The 19,425-nt window shown below is 69.5% G+C and carries 17 protein-coding genes; 8 read left to right on the top strand and 9 right to left on the bottom strand.

The window, feature by feature from the left end:
* Nucleotides 1-9: 9 nt before the first annotated feature.
* The 4 genes from AC5RVG_RS15045 to AC5RVG_RS15030 all read right to left on the bottom strand — a co-directional run bounded on the left by AC5RVG_RS15045 (nt 10) and on the right by AC5RVG_RS15030 (nt 2,766).
* Nucleotides 10-1,035, bottom strand: coding sequence for a pilus assembly protein TadG-related protein (locus AC5RVG_RS15045; RefSeq protein WP_494014461.1), 1,026 nt, complete (start codon nt 1,033-1,035; stop codon nt 10-12).
* Nucleotides 1,023-1,427: a TadE family protein gene (locus tag AC5RVG_RS15040; RefSeq protein WP_494014460.1), complete on the bottom strand. Its 405-nt coding sequence runs from the start codon at nt 1,425-1,427 to the stop codon at nt 1,023-1,025. The genes AC5RVG_RS15045 and AC5RVG_RS15040 overlap by 13 nt, the downstream gene beginning before the upstream one ends.
* 80 nt (nt 1,428-1,507) lie before the next feature.
* Nucleotides 1,508-1,744 carry a Flp family type IVb pilin gene (locus AC5RVG_RS15035; RefSeq protein WP_494014459.1) on the bottom strand — a complete coding sequence of 79 codons (237 nt, stop codon included), beginning with the start codon at nt 1,742-1,744 and terminating at the stop codon, nt 1,508-1,510.
* 323 nt (nt 1,745-2,067) lie between these two features.
* Nucleotides 2,068-2,766: a TetR/AcrR family transcriptional regulator C-terminal domain-containing protein gene (locus AC5RVG_RS15030; RefSeq protein ID WP_494014458.1), complete on the bottom strand. Its 699-nt coding sequence runs from the start codon at nt 2,764-2,766 to the stop codon at nt 2,068-2,070.
* Nucleotides 2,767-2,978: 212 nt separating this feature from the next.
* Here AC5RVG_RS15030 and AC5RVG_RS15025 point away from each other — a divergent pair, with 212 nt between their 5' ends.
* The 4 genes from AC5RVG_RS15025 to AC5RVG_RS15010 all read left to right on the top strand — a co-directional run bounded on the left by AC5RVG_RS15025 (nt 2,979) and on the right by AC5RVG_RS15010 (nt 7,950).
* Nucleotides 2,979-4,376, top strand: coding sequence for a flavin monoamine oxidase family protein (locus tag AC5RVG_RS15025; protein ID WP_494014457.1), 1,398 nt, complete (start codon nt 2,979-2,981; stop codon nt 4,374-4,376).
* A gap of 2 nt (nt 4,377-4,378) precedes the next feature.
* Nucleotides 4,379-5,302, top strand: coding sequence for a universal stress protein (locus AC5RVG_RS15020; protein ID WP_494014456.1), 924 nt, complete (start codon nt 4,379-4,381; stop codon nt 5,300-5,302).
* Between the two features lie 2 nt (nt 5,303-5,304).
* Nucleotides 5,305-6,846 carry an APC family permease gene (locus tag AC5RVG_RS15015; RefSeq protein ID WP_494014573.1) on the top strand — a complete coding sequence of 514 codons (1,542 nt, stop codon included), beginning with the start codon at nt 5,305-5,307 and terminating at the stop codon, nt 6,844-6,846.
* 198 nt (nt 6,847-7,044) lie between these two features.
* Nucleotides 7,045-7,950, top strand: coding sequence for a macrolide 2'-phosphotransferase (locus tag AC5RVG_RS15010; RefSeq protein ID WP_494014455.1), 906 nt, complete (start codon nt 7,045-7,047; stop codon nt 7,948-7,950).
* 98 nt (nt 7,951-8,048) lie between these two features.
* Here the strand turns inward: AC5RVG_RS15010 and AC5RVG_RS15005 are convergent, their stop codons facing one another.
* The 3 genes from AC5RVG_RS15005 to AC5RVG_RS14995 form a co-directional block, all read right to left on the bottom strand.
* Nucleotides 8,049-8,690 carry a hypothetical protein gene (locus AC5RVG_RS15005; protein WP_494014454.1) on the bottom strand — a complete coding sequence of 214 codons (642 nt, stop codon included), beginning with the start codon at nt 8,688-8,690 and terminating at the stop codon, nt 8,049-8,051.
* 40 nt (nt 8,691-8,730) lie between these two features.
* A complete protein-coding gene (locus AC5RVG_RS15000) occupies nt 8,731-9,252 on the bottom strand; it encodes a MarR family winged helix-turn-helix transcriptional regulator (RefSeq protein ID WP_494001551.1) in 522 nt (173 codons plus the stop codon).
* Nucleotides 9,253-9,388: 136 nt separating this feature from the next.
* Nucleotides 9,389-10,150: a DUF1353 domain-containing protein gene (locus AC5RVG_RS14995; RefSeq protein WP_494001550.1), complete on the bottom strand. Its 762-nt coding sequence runs from the start codon at nt 10,148-10,150 to the stop codon at nt 9,389-9,391.
* 136 nt (nt 10,151-10,286) lie between these two features.
* Here AC5RVG_RS14995 and AC5RVG_RS14990 point away from each other — a divergent pair, with 136 nt between their 5' ends.
* On the top strand, nt 10,287-11,573 hold the full coding sequence (locus AC5RVG_RS14990; RefSeq protein WP_494014453.1) for a hypothetical protein: 1,287 nt from the start codon (nt 10,287-10,289) through the stop codon (nt 11,571-11,573).
* Nucleotides 11,574-11,666: 93 nt separating this feature from the next.
* Here the strand turns inward: AC5RVG_RS14990 and AC5RVG_RS14985 are convergent, their stop codons facing one another.
* Complete coding sequence (locus tag AC5RVG_RS14985; protein WP_494014452.1) at nt 11,667-12,224, bottom strand: histidine phosphatase family protein; 558 nt, start codon at nt 12,222-12,224, stop codon at nt 11,667-11,669.
* 265 nt (nt 12,225-12,489) lie between these two features.
* Here AC5RVG_RS14985 and AC5RVG_RS14980 point away from each other — a divergent pair, with 265 nt between their 5' ends.
* The 3 genes from AC5RVG_RS14980 (at nt 12,490) to AC5RVG_RS14970 (ending at nt 15,835) form a co-directional block, all read left to right on the top strand.
* Nucleotides 12,490-13,692 (top strand): P-loop NTPase family protein, encoded by a 1,203-nt coding sequence (locus tag AC5RVG_RS14980; RefSeq protein ID WP_494014451.1) that lies wholly within the window; start codon nt 12,490-12,492, stop codon nt 13,690-13,692.
* Nucleotides 13,693-13,694: 2 nt separating this feature from the next.
* The gene (locus AC5RVG_RS14975; RefSeq protein WP_494014450.1) at nt 13,695-15,479 is read left to right on the top strand and encodes an ABC transporter transmembrane domain-containing protein; all 1,785 of its coding nucleotides are present in this window, start codon (nt 13,695-13,697) and stop codon (nt 15,477-15,479) included.
* 215 nt (nt 15,480-15,694) lie between these two features.
* Complete coding sequence (locus tag AC5RVG_RS14970) at nt 15,695-15,835, top strand: hypothetical protein (RefSeq protein WP_494001544.1); 141 nt, start codon at nt 15,695-15,697, stop codon at nt 15,833-15,835.
* 51 nt (nt 15,836-15,886) lie between these two features.
* On the opposite strand, the gene AC5RVG_RS14965 is transcribed toward AC5RVG_RS14970, so the two are convergent.
* The gene (locus AC5RVG_RS14965; RefSeq protein WP_494014449.1) at nt 15,887-19,348 is read right to left on the bottom strand and encodes a DEAD/DEAH box helicase; all 3,462 of its coding nucleotides are present in this window, start codon (nt 19,346-19,348) and stop codon (nt 15,887-15,889) included.
* Nucleotides 19,349-19,425: the final 77 nt, after the last annotated feature.

Raw genomic sequence — 19,425 nt, 5'->3', positions numbered from 1 at the left:
ACGGTGCTCCTAATGGACAAGCGTGACGAGGGAGGCGCCGAAGGTGTTGTTGGCGCCGCCGAAGATGAAGTCTTGTTCGCCGGCGTCGAGCGTCACGAACGTTTCGAACTCGCCGATCAGTGCCCGGCAGTTGCCGGTGCACTGCACCGAGGCCGGGCTGAGGTTGTTATGGGACGTGCTGCTGAAGTTCCAGCCGGCGACCTTGAAGCCAGCGAACCCGATGATGTGGTACCAGCCACTCGTCCCCTGGCCACCGACCTTGTCATACAGCGGCAACAGGACGGTGGTGCCGGCAATCTGCTGCAGCATGTTGGTCTGCTTGCAGGAGGACGGCACGTCGTTACCCGTATCGCTGGCCACTTCAGGATCGACGGGGAAGCCCGGAAGGCCGGTCGCGCCGAGGTTGATCTTGGCCTGGCACGGGCGGGCCGGATCTTGCTTCAGCCAGCCGAAGCCGCCCGGAATCGTGTAGGCCGCCCCGGTGCTGCCCGGCACCGTCGAGCTGGAACATCCAGTGTTTGTCAGCCCGTTGGGGTTGAATTCCACCCGCTGCAGGCCGCCGTCGAGCATGCCCAGGAACTGGCAGTAGGAGATGGCGATGGGGAGGACTGCTGTGCCGGCGACGGGGGCTCCCCAGCGGGCCCGGGATTCGGTGGTGATGGAGGCGGAGTCGTCCAGGCCGAGGATCGGCGCGAAGTGTTGGGCCAGGAAGTGGCCGTCCGAAGACCGCGTGGTGGTGGTGACCGTGGCGGTGGCGGCGGCGGGGTCCAGTTGGACGCTGGCGTTGGCCAGGCCGTCGTTCGCGTTCTGGCTAGCGAGCGAGGTGGCGAGGGCCGTGAAGTCAGCAGCGCAGTGGCCTGCCGCGCAGTTTTGGGCGACGGCCAGCGCGCCGGCGTCGGCGCCGTTCTTCAGCTGGGCGCGCTCGAAGTACAGCGCCCCGATGTCGAGGACGACGGCGGCCATGCCGAGCAGGACCACCATGAAAAGGGCGGTGGTGACGGCGGTGGCGCCGCGTTCGTCGCTCAGACGCTGCACTGCATGACTCCTTTGCCGGTCAAGGTGATGCTGGCCCCGAAGAGGCCGGAGAGAAAAGCCATGGGGTAGGCCACGGTGACTGTGGCGACCGATCCCGGAGCACAGACCCCGGTGGCACTGGGGGAAACGGCGACGGTGACTTGCTCCGGTGCAATCCGCGGGTGCAGTGCAGGGGCCGAGGTGATCACTGCCGCCCGGGACTCCGCCGCGCTGGACGCCGTGCTGTTGATGGTCATGACGCGCGCGCCATCCCGTGCAGCTGCGGTGAGCTGCATTTGAGCGTTGTAGACGCGGCCGAACTCGACGATCCCCAGCAGCAGCAACAACAGAACGGGCAAGACCAGGGCGAACTCGACGGCTGCCGCTCCGCGTTCCGATGTCATGCGCTTCATGTGTTGCTCTTTCACGGTTCGGTGGCTGGGACGGGAGCGAACGGTGCCGCCGCCCCAGCCACCCAGGAGGTGATTACGTTTTATCCTTCGCCGCCGGCCGGAGCGGTGGTGCCGCCGGTGATGTTCAACTTCTTGCCCAGGCCCTCGAAGAAGTCACTCAGCTGCGGGCCGAAGATTGTCAGGCCGCCGATGAGGACGACGGCGATGAGGCCAACCATGAGGGCGTATTCGACGGCGGTGGCGCCGGTCTCCTCGCGCTGCAGGCGGTTCTTCACGGTGAAACCGAGGGTCTGGAGGGTGGCGATGATGGAAAGCATGAGAACTCCTGTGCGATTGAATCGCTGGCATTCTGGCCAGCGGCCGGCTGGCACCTCGCCAGCTCTTCAAGAAAATTAGCAAGCCGAAAGCCCCGAAATGGCCGGCTTTTGCCAATCCTGCGACACCTGCCGCGGAATGCTTCCCCCGGTGGGTAAACGATGCACGTTTGCTGCGGCTTAATGGTTTTTCCTGCGGAAAAGGCGGGCGCAGATGAGACGCCCTTCCGCCGCTCGGAAGACCCGCTTCCGGTCGTCGAAAAAAGGACCGCCCAGCCGCCGCCGTTCCCCCACTGTCGGCTCCCGCAGGGGGTTCAACCAGGGGGTCAGGCGGAGCGGGCGGCCTCGAGCTGCATCTCCAGGCCGGCGATCAGCGCCTCGAGGCCCAGCCGGAAGGCCGCGTCCGCAGCCGAGCCAGAGGGGCCGGCATCCTGCGAGCGCACGGCGGAGGTGAAGGCCGGGTTCGCCGCGGCGAGCTCGCCCGATTCGAAGATGTCCGCCGGCGCGGTCACATCGAAGGCCGACCCGAAGATAAAGGACTCCAGGGCCACGATCGCCGGCACGACCTGCGGCTCGGGCCAGCCGGCCTTCAAGAAGCCGGCGGTGACGGCCTCGTACATGGCCAGGGTGTGCGGTGCGCCGGTGACGGGCAGCACCGCGATCACGGGAATCAGCGGGGCGTGGTGGGTGAAGGCGTCGCGGTAGGACCACGCCCAGCGGCGCACCGCGTCCGCCCACTCAAGGTCGGAAAACACGCTCACGTCCACGCCGGCCATCACGTGGTCCTGAAGAAGCAGCAGCACGTCGTGCTTCGACGCCACGTGGTTGTAGAGCGCGGAGGGTGCCACCCCGAGGGTGCGCGCCAGGGCCGACATGGTGAGCCCCTCGTAGCCGCGCGATTCGATCAGGCCGAGCGCCGCCGTCGTCATCAGTTCCTTGGACAGCAGTTTCTGCACGGGGCGTCCGGCGGGGCGGTTCCCGTTCCGGACGGAGGCGTCCTCGCCGGCTGGGCGTGCTGTTACCACGGGCTCCCTCTTCCCTCGGCCGTGCGGGCCGCGGCGGTGCGGCCTGTAGGGCCATCCTACGCAACGCTTTCCGAACGTCCGTGGAGGCACCGGTTTTCAAAACGCTGTGGCACGGGTTACAGTGTTGACGCTAAATGAATGTCGTTCATTTAGCGGGCGGGGCCAGGCACCAAGCGGCCGGCCCGCCACGGCACGAATGGGAGTTGAACACAGTGAGCAAGTTGAAGCGGGACGTAGTAGTCATCGGCGCCGGGCCCTCCGGGCTGACCGCGGCCCGGGACCTGAAGCGGGCGGGCATGTCCGTGGCCGTGTTGGAGGCGCGTGACCGCGTGGGCGGCCGCACCTGGACCGACGTGGTGGACGAAGCCATGCTCGAAATCGGCGGACAGTGGGTCTCACCGGACCAGACGGCCCTGCTGGAGCTGCTCGACGAGCTGGGGCTCGAGACTTACAGCCGCTACCGCGACGGCGAGAGCATCTACCTGGACCCCACGGGCGAAGCTAAGCGCTACACCGGCGCCATGTTCCCGGTCAGCGCCTCCACGGAGTCCGAGATGAACCGGCTGATCGGGCTGCTGGACGCCCTGGCCGGCGAGGTCGGCGCCGACGAACCGTGGTCCCACCCCAAGGCCCGCGAGTTGGACACCATCTCCTTCGACCAGTGGCTGCGCCAGCAGTCCGCGGACGAGGAAGCCTGCAACAACATCGGCCTGTTCGTGGCCGGCGGCATGCTGACCAAGCCGGCGCACTCGTTCTCGGTGCTGCAGGCGGTGCTGATGGCCGCGTCCGCCGGCTCGTTCAGCAACCTGGTCGACGACGAATTCATCCTGGACAAGCGCGTGGTGGGCGGCATGCAGGAGGTCTCCGTGCGCCTGGCCGCCGAACTGGGCGACGACGTCGTGCTCAACGCACCCGTGCGCGCGCTGAGCTGGAACGACGACGGCGTGACCGCCACCGCGGACGGCGTCACCGTGGAGGCCCGCTACGCCGTGATGGCCGTGCCGCCGAACCTGTATTCGCGTGTCTCCTACGACCCGCCGCTGCCGCGCCGGCAGCACCAGATGCACCAGCACCAGTCCCTGGGCCTGGTGATCAAGGTCCACGCCGTCTACGAAACGCCGTTCTGGCGGGCCGACGGCCTCTCGGGAACGTGCTTCGGCGCCAACTCGGTGGTCCAGGAGGTGTACGACAACACCAACCACGGCGACTCGCGCGGCACCCTGGTCGGCTTCGTGAGCGATGAGAAGGCAGACGCGATGTTCGAACTCAGCGCGGGGGAGCGCAAGGCCGCGATCCTCTCCGCAATCGCCGACTACCTGGGCCCGGCCGCGCTGGCCCCGGTGGTGTACTACGAGTCGGACTGGGGGTCAGAGGAATGGACCCGCGGCGCCTACGCCTCCAGTTACGATCTGGGCGGCCTGTCCCGCTACGGCAAGGACCAGTCGACCCCGGTCGGACCGATCCATTGGTCCTGTTCCGATCTGGCCGGCGCCGGCTACCAGCACGTGGACGGCGCAGTGCGGATGGGCCGCGCGACCGCCGCCCGCATCCTCGCGGCACACACGGCCGACGCCGGTGAGCTCGTCCCTGCTGCCGGCCGGGAGGGCTAGGCATGCGGCGTTATGTTGTTGCCTACACCGCCACGGACAGCGGACGCGAGGCGGTCAACCTCGCGACGGCGCTGGCCCGCCGGCAGGGCGGCAGCCTCGACCTGGTCATGGTGCTGCCCGAATCCTCGCCCTACTCGGGCGCCTATCCGCGGCCCGAATCGGGCTTCGGCGGGATCCTCTCCGACCAGATCCGGCAGTGGCTGGCCGAGGGACTGGACCTGGTGCCCGACGACGTGCCGGCCCGCGCCCATGTTCGCCCGGCCGACTCCAACGCCGAGGGCCTGATTGCCGCCGCCGAGGAATTCGGCGCGGCGCTGATCGTGATCGGTGCCGGGCGCAACAGTGTTTTCCGCCGCTTCAGCGTCGGCACCGTCGCCAGCGGACTGCTCCACGCGTCCACGGTCCCCGTGGCATTGGCGCCGCGCGGCTACCGGCGCACCGACTCCGTCTCGCGGATCACGGTGGGCATCGGCAACCGGGCCGGGGCGGACGAGGTCATGCAGGTCGCCTTGAACGCCGGCCACCAGCGGGGCCTAAACCTGCGACTGCTCTCGCTGGTGCCGCTGGATTCCTCCGACGCGGACGCGGTATCCCGCGCCGAAACCCACGTGAAGGAACGGCTGGCAGAGGCAGAAGTGGTGCTGCCCGGCCGGGTGACCGCCGGCGTCGCCGAGGGCCGCTCGATCGAAGACGCCATCGACGCGCTGGAGTGGGACGACGGCGAAGTGATGCTGATCGGCTCCAGCCGGCTGGCGCCGCACAACCGCATGTTCCTCGGGGCGACGGCCAGCAAGGTGCTGCGCGCGCTGCCGGTGCCCATGGTGGTGGTCCCGCGCGGCTACCTGGGCGCCCCACAACTTACCGAAGATCCCGGCGAGCCCACGGGGCCTGAAGATTCCGACGGCGCCGGCCGCAAGGAGGCATGACCATGACCACTACCATCACCAAGCCCGGGCGTACCGCGGGCGGACTGAGCCGGAAGGGCCTGAAATCCGGTTCGGTCGGCCTGCTCGGCGCCGTCGTCATCGGCGTCTCCTGCATTGCCCCGGCGTACACGCTGACCGGGGCGCTCGGCCCCACCATCGCCGAGGTCGGCGTGCACCTGCCGGCGATTTTCCTGGTGGGCTTCATCCCGATGCTGCTGGTGGCCCTCGGCTACCGGGAACTGAACAACGCCATGCCGGATTCCGGCACGTCCTTCACCTGGGCCACCCGTGCCTTCGGTCCCTGGGTGGGCTGGATGGGCGGCTGGGGCCTGATCGCCGCAACGGTGATCGTGCTCTCCAACCTGGCGGCGGTGGCGGTCGACTTCTTCTACCTGATGCTCGCCCAGCTCACCGGCAACGCAGCGCTCGCCGACCTGACCAACAACCTGCCGCTGAACATCGCCACCACCTGGATCTTCATCGGACTGGCCTGCTGGATCTCGTACCGGGGCATGGAAACCACCAAGACCTTCCAGTACGTGCTGGTGGCGTTCCAGGTGGTGGTGCTCGTCTGGTTCGCCGTGGCCGCCTTCGGCCACGTGGCGGGAGGCACCGCGTTCGACGCGCTGGAGATCTCCGCCGACTGGTTCAACCCGTTCGGCGTCGAATCCTTCTCGGCCTTCGCAGCCGGCATCTCGCTGTCCATCTTCATCTTCTGGGGCTGGGACGTCACCCTCACCATGAACGAGGAGACGAAAGACCCGGAAAAGACGCCGGGCCGTGCCGCCGCGGCAACCATCATGGTCATCGTCGTGATCTACATGACCGTGGCACTGGCCGTGCTGGCCTACGCCGGCGTGGGCACCGAGGGCCTGGGCGCCGGCAACCCGGAGAACCAGGAGAGCATCTTCGCCACGCTCGCCGGTCCGGTGATGGGACCGTTCGCCATCCTGATGTCCCTGGCCGTGCTGAGCAGTTCGGCCGCGTCGCTGCAGTCCACCTTCGTCTCGCCCGCCCGGACCATGCTCGCCATGGGCCACTACCGGGCGCTGCCGGCCGGTTACGCCACGATCAGCCCGAGGTTCAAGTCGCCCAGCTACGCCACCGTCGCGGCCGCGGTGGCGGCCGGCGGCTTCTACACCGTCACCCGGATCATGTCCGAGAACGCGCTGTGGGACACCATCACCGCGCTGGGCATGATGATCTGCTTCTACTACGGCGTCACCGCCCTGGCGTGCGTCTGGTACTTCCGGGCCGATGCCTTCGCCTCGCTGCGCGGCTTCGGGCTCAAGTTCCTGGCGCCGCTGCTGGGAGGGGTCATCCTGCTGGTGATGTTCGTGCAGACGGCCGTGGACTCGATGGATCCTGCCTACGGTTCCGGTTCTTCGATCGGCGGCCTGGGCCTGGTATTTGTGCTCGGCTGCGGCGTGATCCTGCTCGGGGCGGTGCTGATGGTGCTCATGTACCGGCGCAACCCGGAGTTCTTCCGCGGCGCCACCCTGCGCCAGGGAGTGGCAGCCGACGACGTTTCGGACCGCGGCTGACCGAAGAGGACGGCCGTCCTCCGGGAACCGTCGACGGCGGTGCCTCCCCACGCGGGGCGGGGCACCGCCGTCGTGCTTGCCGCAGTGATGGCGGCGGTACGGCGGGGGCATTAAGGGCCGGGCAGGCGCCGTGGCGGGCTGGCATGGCCTCCGCGCGGGCTTGTGGCTACAGTGGCACACAGCCGACCGGAGGTACCCATGAGCGCAGCGCACGACTACACGCCGGACTCCGTCGCCGACCTCGCCGCACAAAACGGGCTGGCCATCGATCCACGCTCCGTCCGGTTCAACGAAGCAGGGCTGGACTACCTGGTGGCCTATGCCACCGCCCATGACGGCAAGAGGTGGGTGCTCAGGATCCCGCGGCGGCCTGACGTCGCATCGAAGATGTCCGACGAGGCCAGCATCCTGAACCTGGTCAAAAACAGGATTTCCGCCGCGGTGCCGGACTGGCGGATCCGGAACCGTGGCCTGATCGCCTACCCCGAACTGCCGGGCGAGCCGGGCCTGACGCTCGAGGACGGGGAGCCCGTCTGGCACTTCGACCGCGAGTCTCCCGCCTACTGCGCGTCGTTGGGACGGCTGATCGCCCAGCTGCAGCGCATCAGCGCGGACGAGGCGCGGCAGGCCGGCATCCCGGCTTTGACGGCTGCCGAGGTCCGTCAAGAGATGCGAACCAACCTGGACAAGGTGAGATCGGAGTTCCGGGTGGCGGCGGACCTGCTGCGACGGTGGGACGCCTGGCTGGGAGACGACAGCTATTGGCCGGACTTCACCGCTTTCAGCCACGGCGAGCTGTACCCGGCCCACCTGCTGCTGGACGAGAACGCCGAGATCCGGTCGGTGCTGGACTGGACGAGCGCCAGGGTGGGGGATCCGGCCCTGGACTTCAGCCTGCACTACATGATGTCCACGCCCGAGGCCTTCGAAATGACCGTGCGGACCTTCCGGGAAGCGGGCGGCCGGGTGCCGCAGCGGCTGGCCGAGCATTGTGCCGAACTGGTTTCGGCCGGTCCGATCAACTATGGGTTGTATGCCATGGCCACCGGCGACCCGGACCTCCAGGCGGCGGCCGCCGCCCAGCTGGATCCGTCCCGGGGCTGACCGGCAACCGCGAAGCTCCGCCCGGGCAGCGGGCGGCGTTTGGCAAGAATAATGGCCGGCGCCCGTTCGCTGACGCCGGCCATTGGATGGTGGGGCCGCTACTTCCGGCGGCCTTTGCCCTTCTTGAGCGGGTTGCCCTTGGCCAGCGGCGGGGCGGTGCAGGCCGATCCCGTCGCTGGGTCTGTCGCCCGGTTTTCGGCGACGGCAGGCTTTTCCCCGCCCGGTGCCGCCGCAGCCGGGGCGCCGGGGATGGCTTCGGCTTGCGCCGTGGGGGCAGCGAGTGCGTAGACCGGCCGCGCATCGGCGTCGGTGCGTGCGGCCTCAAGCTGCAGTCGGGGAGCCGCGGACGGCAGCGCAGCGAAGGCGCTGCCGGCCGCCGGGGACATGGTGCTGCCGGCCGCCGGCGCCGTGGCGCTCCGTGCCAGGCTGCCGGACGCGGCCGGAACCGGCCCCATGTCGTCGGCATGCTCGAACAGAACCTCGGTGAACCTGTCGGCGTAGCCCAACCGCTTGACGATCAGCCAGACGGAGGCGCCGACGATGACCATCGTGGCGATCACCGCGATCCCGGTGCCGTAGATCCGCAGCAACGCGTTCACGGGGGAGAGGGCGTGGACGGGGGCGGTGTCCAGCAGCCAGACGATGGACCAGAACACGGCCGTACCGGCCAGGGTCAGCAGCGGGAACAGCAAACCGGCGGTACGTACTTTCTGGGTCAGCAGCTGCCGGGTTGCGGTCAACCGTGTAGAAAGCGTATGCAGATCGTGTTTGCCACCTTGCTCAAGAGCCTTCGATGACATCGCCGGTCGTGTTCCTTTCTGAGTCGCTTCGGGTGGACGCTTCACCGCGCAGCAGTTGCTCGGCGAAGCGGGTAAAGAATTGGGCAAAAGCTTCGCGGTCTTCGTCGGACCAATCCGCCAGGATTTCATCGACGACGGCCGCGCCGGCCTTGCCGATGTTCCGGTGCATCCGCCGTCCGGCCGTGGACGCCGTCACCAGGGTGGCCCGGCCGTCGTCCGGATCGGACTGTTTGTCCACCAGCCCTTTGTCCTCCAGGCGGCGGACTTGCGGGGTCATGGTGGATTTGTCCACGCCCTGCTGCGAGGCCAGTTCCGAGACCCGGACGGGGCCGTTGTCGTCGATGTACTCGAGCAAGGCCACGTCGGTGGGCGTCAGGCCAACCTCGCGCGGGTCGAACAGCTGTTTTCGCGTCTCCGCATGGGATGCCCAGCGCACCACTTGAGCCACGGCGTCACGGATCATGACGCCCGGATCGGGCTGTTTGCGGGAGCTGGCGGGCATGCCTCAAGTTTAGCCGTTTCCGTTTGGTTTTGCCAATCAAACCAAACCGGCGCTTTGGGGGGCTGGCCGGCACCGGTTCCGGGCGGGGAAGCCGGCCCAGGGAGCGCGCCCGGGAGCCCCGAAATACCGCCGGGGCTCACGGTTGAGTTGTCCGGGCCAAGGGTCCGACGACGGGTGGCGGATCGGGGCGCTTTGCGAAGGGTTTGCCCGCTGCCCACCACGCCGTTTCGCAGACCCAGAGCAGCAGGGCCCCGGCGGCGGCTGCGGCCAGCACGGGCGAGAACAAAGCGAACGCCGGAGCCAGGACGGCGACCACCGCCCAGTCGCGGCTCCAAGCCAAACAGAGGGCGCCGGTCAGGAGGACAGCCGCGGCCAGGGGCACCAGGCCGGCGCCGGTTGCCGCGAGCACGGCGCCGGCCAGCAGCCCGACGGCACCTGCCCCGACGGACGCCGTCAGCAGCCGGCCGCGGGCACCGGCATACTGAAGGTAAGCCTGGACCGTCACGACCGCCCACATCAGCCGGGCACGCAAGGCCGCCACCCCGGTGTCCAGCAGTGCGCGGCGGAATTCCTCGTCGTAGATGCGGCGCAACTGCAGCCCCTGCTCGCCCGGCATGCTGGAACACATCGTCGTGCGCTGGTCGTGCAGCAGGGCCGGAGCGGTCTGCCGTCCGTAGCTGGCGATGAGTCCCCACATCCAGGTGGGCACCGACGCCAGGTCGGTGGAATTGTGCTCGAGCCCGGCGGAGAGATCGTGCGCCTCGATCCGGACCACGGGGGAGGTTGTTTCCGCCCGGTAGAAAATCGGCGCCGCGAGCTGGAAGCATCTCTTGGTGCGCTGGACCAGGGGAATGGCCGTCAGCGGTTCGGTGGCGGAGGGGTCCTGGTAAAACGGCATGCGGCCAGTCTTACATCCGGGGCGGACGTTCCGCACGGGTCCTCTGCGGAATGCGCGGCCTGTGAGCCGATACGCGCCGCGGCCGCGGGCCCGCCCGGTGGTACCTTCGCGGCGGCGGTCGTGGCACACTCGTGCCATGAGCCCTGTGAGCCGCAAGCGCAAGCCGAAAAAGCTGAAGAACAGCCGGTTCGGTGGCCGGCAGGGCGGGCCGGCCGGCGACCCGCTGCTGGAGCTCTACCGCGAGTTGGAACGGCCGTTCGCCGACACACTGGACTCGCCCAGCCCCATCGACGCCCATTCCCTGGCCGGTTACCTGCTGGACCTGTGGGACACGGCCGACGCATCCGGCCAGCAGCGCCGTCATGAGTTGTTTTACGGCTGGCTGGATTTGGCCGAGGACCGAACCGGCCCCGGGACCGTGCCGATGCTGCGCGCGCTGGCCTTCCTGATCGATCGTCCGGACATGCGCCGCGACGCCGAAACCCTGGCCGACCGGCTGGTGGCCGACGGGTTCACCGAGCCGGAATGGGCCAAGCATCCGGTGGCTGTGACGGCCCTGCACCGTTATGCGGACGTCTTCGGCGACGAAGCCAACATGCTCTTCGAATTCACCACCGGCACCGAGAAGGTGGGGCTGCTGGCACTGCTGGACGGCAACATCTTCGGCGGCACGGTGATGGAAACCGGGCTCGTGGACGATCCGGCCGCCGCGCTCAAAGACCTGAACGCGGACGCCCAGGAAGCCGGGCTGGTGCTCGACGCGGACGCAGACCTGACCGGCGCCGCGCTGGACGCCTGGGAAGGACTGGATGCCTCGACGGACCTGCCGGAGCACATGGTGGACGAGGACTTCGGTGCGCGCCGCTGGGTGGCCCAGGCGTGGCTGCGGACGATCATCGAGCTCGCGGACGACACCGAGGACGAGAGCGAAGACTGGCTCTCCGACGAGGACTATGCCGAGCTCGACGACGCCGAGGCGGGGGCAGGGGCAGTGGCGGGGACAACTGTGGCGGGCACCGGGGCCGAGGCCGCCGACGCGCCCGCCGCCGGCGCGCTGCCGTCCGGCGGCGGTGAACCAGGGCCTGTCCGGGAAGAAGAACTCGAGGCGCTCCGCCAGGAGGAAATCGAGGAGACGGCCGCCCGCTATGTGCGGGAGACCGGGCGCGATTCGCCCGCCGAACGCGCCATGCTGAACCTCGTTCTCGGCTACGGCTGGGACTACGACGGCGGACGCCTCACCCGGGTGAGCCCGGTCAAGCTGGATCTGATCAGCGAAACCGTGCTGGCCGAAGGGGGACTGGAGCCGGTTGACCCGGGCGAGGTGACCGCCTTCCTGCACCGCTGGGTGGACTGGTGCGCACCGCGGGAGGAACTGTCCGCGCATGCGGCGGCCGTCCTGCACCGGCACCTGGACGGGAGCTAGGAACCTGGCCGCTCCACGGCAGCTGGTGGCCCGCCCCCATCACCCGTTCGGCCCCGTCACCGTTTGGCGGCCGGAACCCGAGCACCGGTCCGGTCAGAAGCGCGCGGCGGCCAGTTGGTCCGGGTCCGCCCGGTAGCCGAGCACCAGGTCGGGATCCAATCGCACGGTCTCACCGTTGGCGATGTAGCCCCGCGGCGTGCCGTGGAGGAGATTCAGCGTGAGCCGCAGGATCGTGCCGTGGGCCACCACGATGATGTTGCGGCCCGGGTAGGTGCGGAGCACTTCCTGCAGGCCGGCTACGCCCCGCGCGGCCACCTCGCGTTCGGGCTCGGCCTGCCGCATGAGCGCGTCGATCTCCGGCCGTTCCAGGCCGCGCAGCACGGTGCCTTCGATTCCGCGGTAGTCGCGCTCCGAGAGGTCCGGCACGGTTTCCGCCAACTCCAGCCCCACCCGGCTGCCGATAAGGCGGGCGGTCTCCATCGCGCGGCCCAGCGGCGAGGACACGAGGACGTTCCAATCGCTCTCGGCGAGCCAACTGCCGGCGTCCAGCGCCTGCCGTCTGCCCACGCTGTTGAGCGGCACATCCGTATGCCCCTGCAGCCGGCCCTCAGCGTTCCAGTCGGTCTGCCCGTGACGTACCAGTGCCAGCACTCTTCCCCTTCTTGCCCGGTGGACGGGACGGCTCCCACAGTGACGTGTCCCCTGATCAACCATAGCCCGGCGGCGGTCCGCGCCGGCCCGGATGCGGCTTCCCGAAGCTGGGGGACTTTCAGGCGCGGTGGACTGAACGGCGCGGGGAGCGCGGGTAACCGCAGGGTAAACGGTTCATGAGAAAGCCCTCATGCGGCTGTCATGTTCGTTTCATCGCGGATGTGTTGACTCATTCCTGACGCACCCAACAACCAAGGAGCAGGCCATGACCATCACAGACTTCCCCGCAGGCACCGCTGGAACAACAGGACTCGAAGCACTCGGCACCCCTGCAGCACCGGCGGCCGGCGCGGCGGCGGAGGTTTTCTCCGTTGCCGCATCGACCGTCGGTGCGGCCGAGGAGCTTTTCGGCCCGGCGGCCGCTCCGGTGGACCCGCAGCGGCTGCGCCGGGCCAAGAAGGCGTACACCACCCGGTTCCTGGCAGAGCGCCTCTGCCTCGACGCCACCGGCTACCAATTGCTCCAGGCCGCCCCGGCCGCCGGCGACGTGGTGCTGGCCCGGGTGGTCGAGATCGGCAAGCACACCCGTTTGGAGAGCCCGGCCTCTCGGCGGCAGGCAATGTTCGTCGGCGACGAGATCCTGGTGGCCTACGGCAACCGGTACGCGCCGGACCAGTTCCTGGCGGTGGTACCCGCCGACCTGTCCGAATGCTCGCTGGTGGCCGGGGGCGGACTGGCGGCGCGGGTGCTGGAACAGCACGCCGGCATCGACAGGGCCACCCGCATCCAGCCCATCGGCCTGCTGGCGCGGGACGGGCGCGCGGTCAACCTTGCCGACCTGGCGCCGCACTCGATCGGCGCCGGCACCGCGCTGCCGGGCCGGCCGCCGGTCATTGCCGTGCTCGGCACGTCCATGAACTCCGGCAAGTCCACCACGCTTGGCTGCCTGGTCAAGGGCCTGACCGCGGCCGGCCTGCACGTGTCCGCGGGAAAGGCCACCGGCACCGGCGCCGGCAACGACCCGCTGCTGTTCGCCGATGCCGGAGCCGCGAAAGTGCTCGACTTCACCGACTTCGGCTTCCCGACCACCTACCTGCTGGACTACGAGCGCGTGCGCGGCCTGCTCACCAGCCTGATCGACGCGCTGACCACTTCCGAGACCGACGTGGTGGTGGTGGAAATTGCCGACGGCGTCTATCAGGGCGAAACGGCCCGGCTGCTGGCCGACCCGGTCTTCCATGCCGCCGTGGACCACGTGGTGTTCTCCGCGGCCGACGCCTTGGGCGCCACCGCCGGCGTGGCCGTCCTGCGCGACGCCGGCGTCAGCGTGCCCGCGGTCTCCGGCCTGCTGACCGCCTCGCCGCTGGCCGCCCGGGAAGCAGCCGGCGTCATTGATGCCCCGGTGATCAACACCTACGACCTGTGCGACCCGGCGACGGCCCTGCAGCTGCTGCCGGAGCGGAGGTAACAGTGACGGCCCGGGTGGCCAAGGCCGCGCCGGCCGCACGGAATCGGGCGGACTCACCGCGGGAAGATCCGCCGCCTGCCGACGGGCGGCTGCCCCAGCTGCTGCGCGGCCGGCGCCGCTGGCTGATGGCGGCCCTGCTGGGGACCGGCCTGCTGATGGCCGCGGCCGCCGGGACGAGCGCGCTGCTGATGACCCGGCTGCTCGGCGGCACCGCGCCGGATGCTGCCGGCATCCTGCCGCCCGCCCTCGGCCTGGCTGCCGCGGCGCTGGCGCTGGGCGGCCTACGGGCCCTCGAGCGCGTCCTGGCCGAAAAGCTCGGGCAGGACTACATCCACGAGATCCGCAAGGGACTGGTGGCCTCCGCCCTGGCCACCGACCGCGGACCGTCGCCGGGGGTGACCATCGCGCGCAGTACCAACGACCTCTCCAGCGTGCGGAACTGGATCGCGCTGGGCATCGCGCCGCTGGCGGTCGGCATCCCGCTGATCGCGGGAACCACGGTGGCGCTGTGGTTCCTGTCTCCGGTGCTGGCGTTCGCCGTCGTCGTTCCCCTGGTGCTGCTGGCCGCCGGGCTGGCGTTGCTGTCCCGGCCGGCGTTCCGGCGCGCCGGCGCCTTGCGCCGCCACCGGGGGCGGCTGGCCGCCCGGCTCGCCGACACGGTGATTGCCGCCGGCACCATCCGTGCCGCCGGCGGCGAGGACCGGGAGGTCAGGCAGATCGACAAGGCCGGGCGGAAGGTGGTGGACGCGGCCGTGCACCGCGCCGCCGCCGCCGGTTACATCCGCGGGGCGGCGGCGGCAGCCGCCTCGCTCGCCGGCGCCGCCGTGGCCGCGGTCGGAACCTGGCAGGCGGTGCCCACGGCCAGCATCGCCGCCGGGCTGACCATCGTGGGGATGATCTCCGCGCCCGTCACGGACCTGGGTCGGGTGGTGGAATACCGGCAAAACTTCCGGGCCGCGCGGCGCATTCTCGGTCCGGCCCTCGCGGTGGCCGCCGCGGCGCGGGATGCCCGACGACGGCGCCCGGCAGCCCGGTCCGGAACCAGTGAGGGGGCCGCGACCGGGACGGCAGCGTCCGGCGCAGCGGCGGAGGCAACCGTCCCGGCGGTTTCCCGCGACGGCGGGGCCGTGCTGGTGGAGGGCCTGGCCGCCTGCCGGAACTGCCCGGTGCCGCCCTTGTCGGCCGGCGCTGGCGCGCGGATCGGAATCCGTACCGCCGATCCGGCGGCCGGGACCAGGGCCCTGGAGACACTGGTCGGGATCCGCAGCGACCCGCACGCGGTGGCCTTGGTGGGCGGCCGGCACCTGCTGGAAAGCGGCAGCCGCATTCGCCGGAAGTTGGTGGGCTACGCCGCCGCGGGCATGTACGTGGAGCGCGGCTCGATCGCCCGCAGCGTGCGGTACCGCCGGCCCGACCTCCCGCCGGAGGACGGATCGGCGGCCCTGGAACGCGTCGGCCTCGCCGGCCGGATCGGGCAACTGGAGCGGCGCGAGGAGACCCAGCTCAAGCGCGGCGGCGAACCGTTGACCACCTCCGAGCTGGCCCGGCTGATGCTGGCGAGGGCCTCGCTGGGCGATCCGCCGCTGCTGGTCCTGAACCGGCTCGACGCAGATTTGGACCGGCAGGGAATCGACATGCTGTCGGAGTTCATCCGGGACTACCCGGGAGTGGTGGTATTCGCCTCCGACCATCCGGACGCGCTCGGCGTGGAGTACACGGACTGGAACATCGACTGCGCCCACGCGGGCCTGGACCTGGTCTGGCGCCGGCATGCCGGAGGCAAGTGACTGCCCGGGGGAGGAAACGCCTTGCGGGAACACCCGGCGCTCGGTGGCCCCGCCTCCATGGGAAGGGCCGGGCCGGCGTGAGCGGGCGGCGCGTACCCGGTTGGCCCGGCGCGTGGTGGGAAGGGCGCGGCTGGCGCCGCACCCGGCGGCGGGCGTGAGCGGAAGCACCACGCCGCATCCCGCGGTGCCCGGGCGGGCGGAGATATCTTTAGTCCGTGGTCAAAGTTGTGGGAATCATTCAGCCGGTGGAAACCAAGGAGTTGTCGGCCGAGGGTGACACGTATGCCGAAGCCAAGGCCGCGATCGAAGCGCAGGTGCCCGAAGGCTGGCGGCTGCTGCAGATCAAGACGCAGTAGGCGCTGAGGCACTTAAAACGCAGTAGGCGCTGAGGTGCTGCCCGGCGCCGGCTACTCGCCGAACAGCCCGCGGATGTCGGTGGCGGTGAGCTTGGAAGAGAACATCGCATCGTCCTCGAGCACCGAGGCGATCAGTTTGGCCTTGCGTTCCTTCAGGGCCATGACCTTCTCTTCGATCGTCCCGCGGGCCACCATCCGGTAGACCATGACGTTCTTGGTCTGGCCGATCCGGTGCGTGCGGTCCACTGCCTGTGCCTCGGTGGCCGGGTTCCACCACGGGTCCAGCAGGAAACAGTAGTCGGCTTCGGTGAGGTTCAGGCCGAAGCCGCCGGCCTTGAGGCTGATCAGGAACACCGGCGCGTTGCCGTTCTTGAACGTGTCGATGACGTCGGCGCGGCGGCGGGTGGAGCCGTCCAGATAGCAGTACTCGATGCCGGCCGCGTCCAACTGCTGGGCGGTCTTCTTGAGGTAGCTGGTGAACTGGCTGAAGATCAGCGCCCGATGCCCCTCGCCGAGGACGTCTTCGAGTTGCTCGAACAGGACGCCCAGCTTGCTGGAGGGGACCGACGAGTATTTCGGATCCACCAGTGAGGGATCCAGGCTCAAGAGCCGCAACAGGGTCAGCGACTGGAAGATCGTGAACCGGTTCTTGTCCATGTCCTCGACCAGCCGCAGCACCTTCTGCCGTTCGCGCTGCAGGTGCGTGTCGTAGATCCGCCGGTGCTTGGGCGTCAGCTCCACCTCGAGGATCTGTTCCTGCTTCTCGGGCAGGTCCTCGGCCACGGCCTCCTTGCTGCGGCGCATCATCAGCGGTTTGATCCGGTGGCGCAGTTTCTGCAGCAGCTCCTTGTCCTGGCTGCGTTCGATCGGCCGCTGGTACTGGTCCACAAACCGGACCGCGGACGGGAAGAGCCCGGGCGCGACGATGGAGAAGATGGACCAGAGCTCCATGAGGTTGTTCTCCATGGGCGTGCCGGTGATCGCCATCTTGAAGGGCGCGTGCAGATCGCGGGCGCACTGATGGACCTTGGTGGCGCGGTTCTTGACGAACTGGGCTTCATCCAGGATCAGCCCGGCCCAGTCCATCTCCTTGTAGGTGTCGAAATCCAGCCGGAACAGCGTGTAGGACGTGACGATGACGTCGGTGTCCGCCGCGATCTCGGACAGCGGCCGGCCGCGGCCCTGGGTGTCGGTGATGCTCTCGACCCGGAGGTCGGGGGCGAAGCGCCGGCTCTCGTTGACCCAGTTGGACACCACCGAGGTGGGTGCCACGACCAGGAACGGCCGGGCAATGGCCGGGTCGCCCTGCTGTTTGGCATGCAGCAGCAGGGCCAGGGTCTGCAGCGTCTTGCCCAGTCCCATGTCGTCCGCCAGCACGCCGCCCAACCGGTGCCGCCACAGGAAGGCGAGCCAGTTGAAGCCTTCGGCCTGGTAGGGGCGGAGGTCGGCGTGAAGGCCGGCCGGCAGCGGGGTCTGCTCGACTGTTTCCAGTTCCAGCAGCCCCTGCACCGATTCGCGCCAGGTACGCGCCTGCACCGTTTCGGTGGCCACTTCCTCCAGGTCCTCCCAGAGGGACGCCTGGTAGCGGCTGATCTGCAGCTGTTCGCCCGATTCCCGGTCCTGCATGTGGCGGGCTTCGTCCACGAGCTGGCGGAGCCGGTCGAAGACCGGCTGCTCCAGCGACAGGTAGGACTTGTCCACCAGCAGCAGCCGCGTCTGGCCGCGGGCCAGGGCCTTGAAGATGTTCCCGAAGGGGACGGTGCGGCCGGCCACGCGGACCATGACGCCCAAGTCGAACCAGTCGCTCTCGTCGGTCTCCACCGTGCTGATGGTCAGCTCGGGTGCCTCGGTGAGTTCCTGGTAGTCGGGCTTGTCGCCGACAATGTCCACGCGCACGCCGTCGAGCTGTTCGAGCGCCGGCAGCGCGTAGCGGGTGAAATCCACGGTTGCCATGTCCCGGAGGGTGCGCGCCGCCGTCGTGCCCACGCCCGGCACCGCCTCGGCCGCCTCCAGCAGGTCCTGCTCGGCCGACAGATCGCGGTAGTGGCTGCCGTCGGGCTGCTCGTCGACCGGCAGGCGCAGCGGCTTGTCCCCGTGGCGGTACTCGAGGTGCCAGCCGAGCTGCAGCACGTTGCCTTTTCGGTAGGAGGCGGTCAGCACGAGCTCCGGGGGGACGATCTCCGGGAAGCTCACCGAACCGTCGCTGCTGACGACGGCGATGCGCTGGCTGAGCACGGGGTAGTAGCGCTCCATGAATTGCTCGACGTCGCTGGCCGGCACCTTCAGGGGGGTGCCGGAGAGCAGCAGGTTCGCTTCCTGGTCGGTCACCGGATGCCCGGTCGGGGCCAGCGTGATGACGGTCTGTCCGTCGACGGCGTAGTGGTAGACGCCGTGCGTGCCGACGATGCCCGCCGTCCCGGTGGGCAGTTCCCGCCCGTCGATCCGCAGCGACGGCGTGAGGACCAGGTCGCCGGTCGCGGGGCCGGTCTCCCCGCCGGTCTCCGGGGTGGGGGCTTCCGCCGCGGCTTCGGCCGCGGGGGCTTCCGCGGCGGCTTCCGGAGTGGCGGCGTCAGCGTAAGCGTCGGCCGGGCCGTCGCGGTGGGCGTCCAGGCCGATCACGGCCTGTTCCCGGACCTCGACGACGGTGTCGGCCTTGGCGCCGATCAGGGCGATGCCCAGCCGCTTGGCCTCGGCGAAGAGTTCCCACAAGAGCGGGCTGCTGAACTCGTCGAGGAAGAGCCAGTCGTTGTCTTCGCCGAAGTAGGTGAGGCCGGTGGCCCGGTGCAGCGGTGCAAACTGGCTGAACCAGCGGTGCTGTTCGGGGTCCAGCGGCAGGCCGTAGGTCTTGTAGCTGATGGTGTTCCAGCGCAGCTTGCTGCGGATCCATCGCCCGGTCTCGTTCTGCAGCACGGGACGGACCCCGACGCGCAGCCGGTTCCCGGCCTTGCGCGTCCAGTTCGGGCCCGGCGCGGAGGCCTGCGGCAGGGAGAGGCCCGAGGGCCGGTACTGGCGGTCCTGCCGCCGTCCGGGTTCCAGGAGGTCGAACTGCAGTCCGAGCGGAGACGTACTTTTCGCCTTGGCCTTTGACGGCTTGCCGGTATCCTGCCGGGCGGGGTCCGGCGTTCCGCCGATCAGCCCCTCCAACGAGTCCTGCCAGCCGGCCGGTGCCGGTTCCGGCTCGCGCGCGAAGGCCTGGCTGGAGATGAGGTGCTGGCTGTTGCTGGCCAAGAGCACCGCGGCCACGTGCTTGCAGTCGTCGCCCACCGGGCAACTGCAGGAGGACGATGCCGGGCGCCACTGCCCGCTCTTGCCGGTTTCCAGGTAAATCCGGCAGCGGTACGGCAGGGCGGCGGTGCCAATGACCTTGGCGGTCAGCAGCCGGACGGAGGGGTCCCATACGGGTTCTGCAACGGAGCCGTCGGAGGCGTAGATCTTGCCGCGCGCAAAGGCGGCGCCGCCCACCAGCCGGATGATTTCGCTGACGTCAACCAGCGGAAAAGTGAGAGCGGCCATGGCTTCCATCATCTCACGCTGAAACCGGCGTCCGGCACCTGCCGCTGGCGCTGGGGACGGGGAGGACGACGCCGGAG

This window comes from Arthrobacter senegalensis (assembly GCF_059091765.1).
This window is presented reverse-complemented; position numbering and strand designations above follow the sequence as displayed.

What these genes read in the sequence shown, in the direction of transcription:
- AC5RVG_RS14990 (WP_494014453.1), top strand. Translation starts at nt 10,287, where the DNA reads ATGAGCCCTGTGAGCCGCAAGCGCAAGCCGAAAAAGCTGAAGAACAGC.
- AC5RVG_RS15010 (WP_494014455.1), top strand. Translation starts at nt 7,045, where the DNA reads ATGAGCGCAGCGCACGACTACACGCCGGACTCCGTCGCCGACCTCGCC.
- AC5RVG_RS15015 (WP_494014573.1), top strand. Translation starts at nt 5,305, where the DNA reads ATGACCACTACCATCACCAAGCCCGGGCGTACCGCGGGCGGACTGAGC.
- AC5RVG_RS14995 (WP_494001550.1), bottom strand. Translation starts at nt 10,150, where the DNA reads ATGCCGTTTTACCAGGACCCCTCCGCCACCGAACCGCTGACGGCCATT.
- AC5RVG_RS14965 (WP_494014449.1), bottom strand. Translation starts at nt 19,348, where the DNA reads ATGGCCGCTCTCACTTTTCCGCTGGTTGACGTCAGCGAAATCATCCGG.
- AC5RVG_RS15020 (WP_494014456.1), top strand. Translation starts at nt 4,379, where the DNA reads ATGCGGCGTTATGTTGTTGCCTACACCGCCACGGACAGCGGACGCGAG.
- AC5RVG_RS14980 (WP_494014451.1), top strand. Translation starts at nt 12,490, where the DNA reads ATGACCATCACAGACTTCCCCGCAGGCACCGCTGGAACAACAGGACTC.
- AC5RVG_RS15040 (WP_494014460.1), bottom strand. Translation starts at nt 1,427, where the DNA reads ATGAAGCGCATGACATCGGAACGCGGAGCGGCAGCCGTCGAGTTCGCC.
- AC5RVG_RS15000 (WP_494001551.1), bottom strand. Translation starts at nt 9,252, where the DNA reads ATGCCCGCCAGCTCCCGCAAACAGCCCGATCCGGGCGTCATGATCCGT.
- AC5RVG_RS15035 (WP_494014459.1), bottom strand. Translation starts at nt 1,744, where the DNA reads ATGCTTTCCATCATCGCCACCCTCCAGACCCTCGGTTTCACCGTGAAG.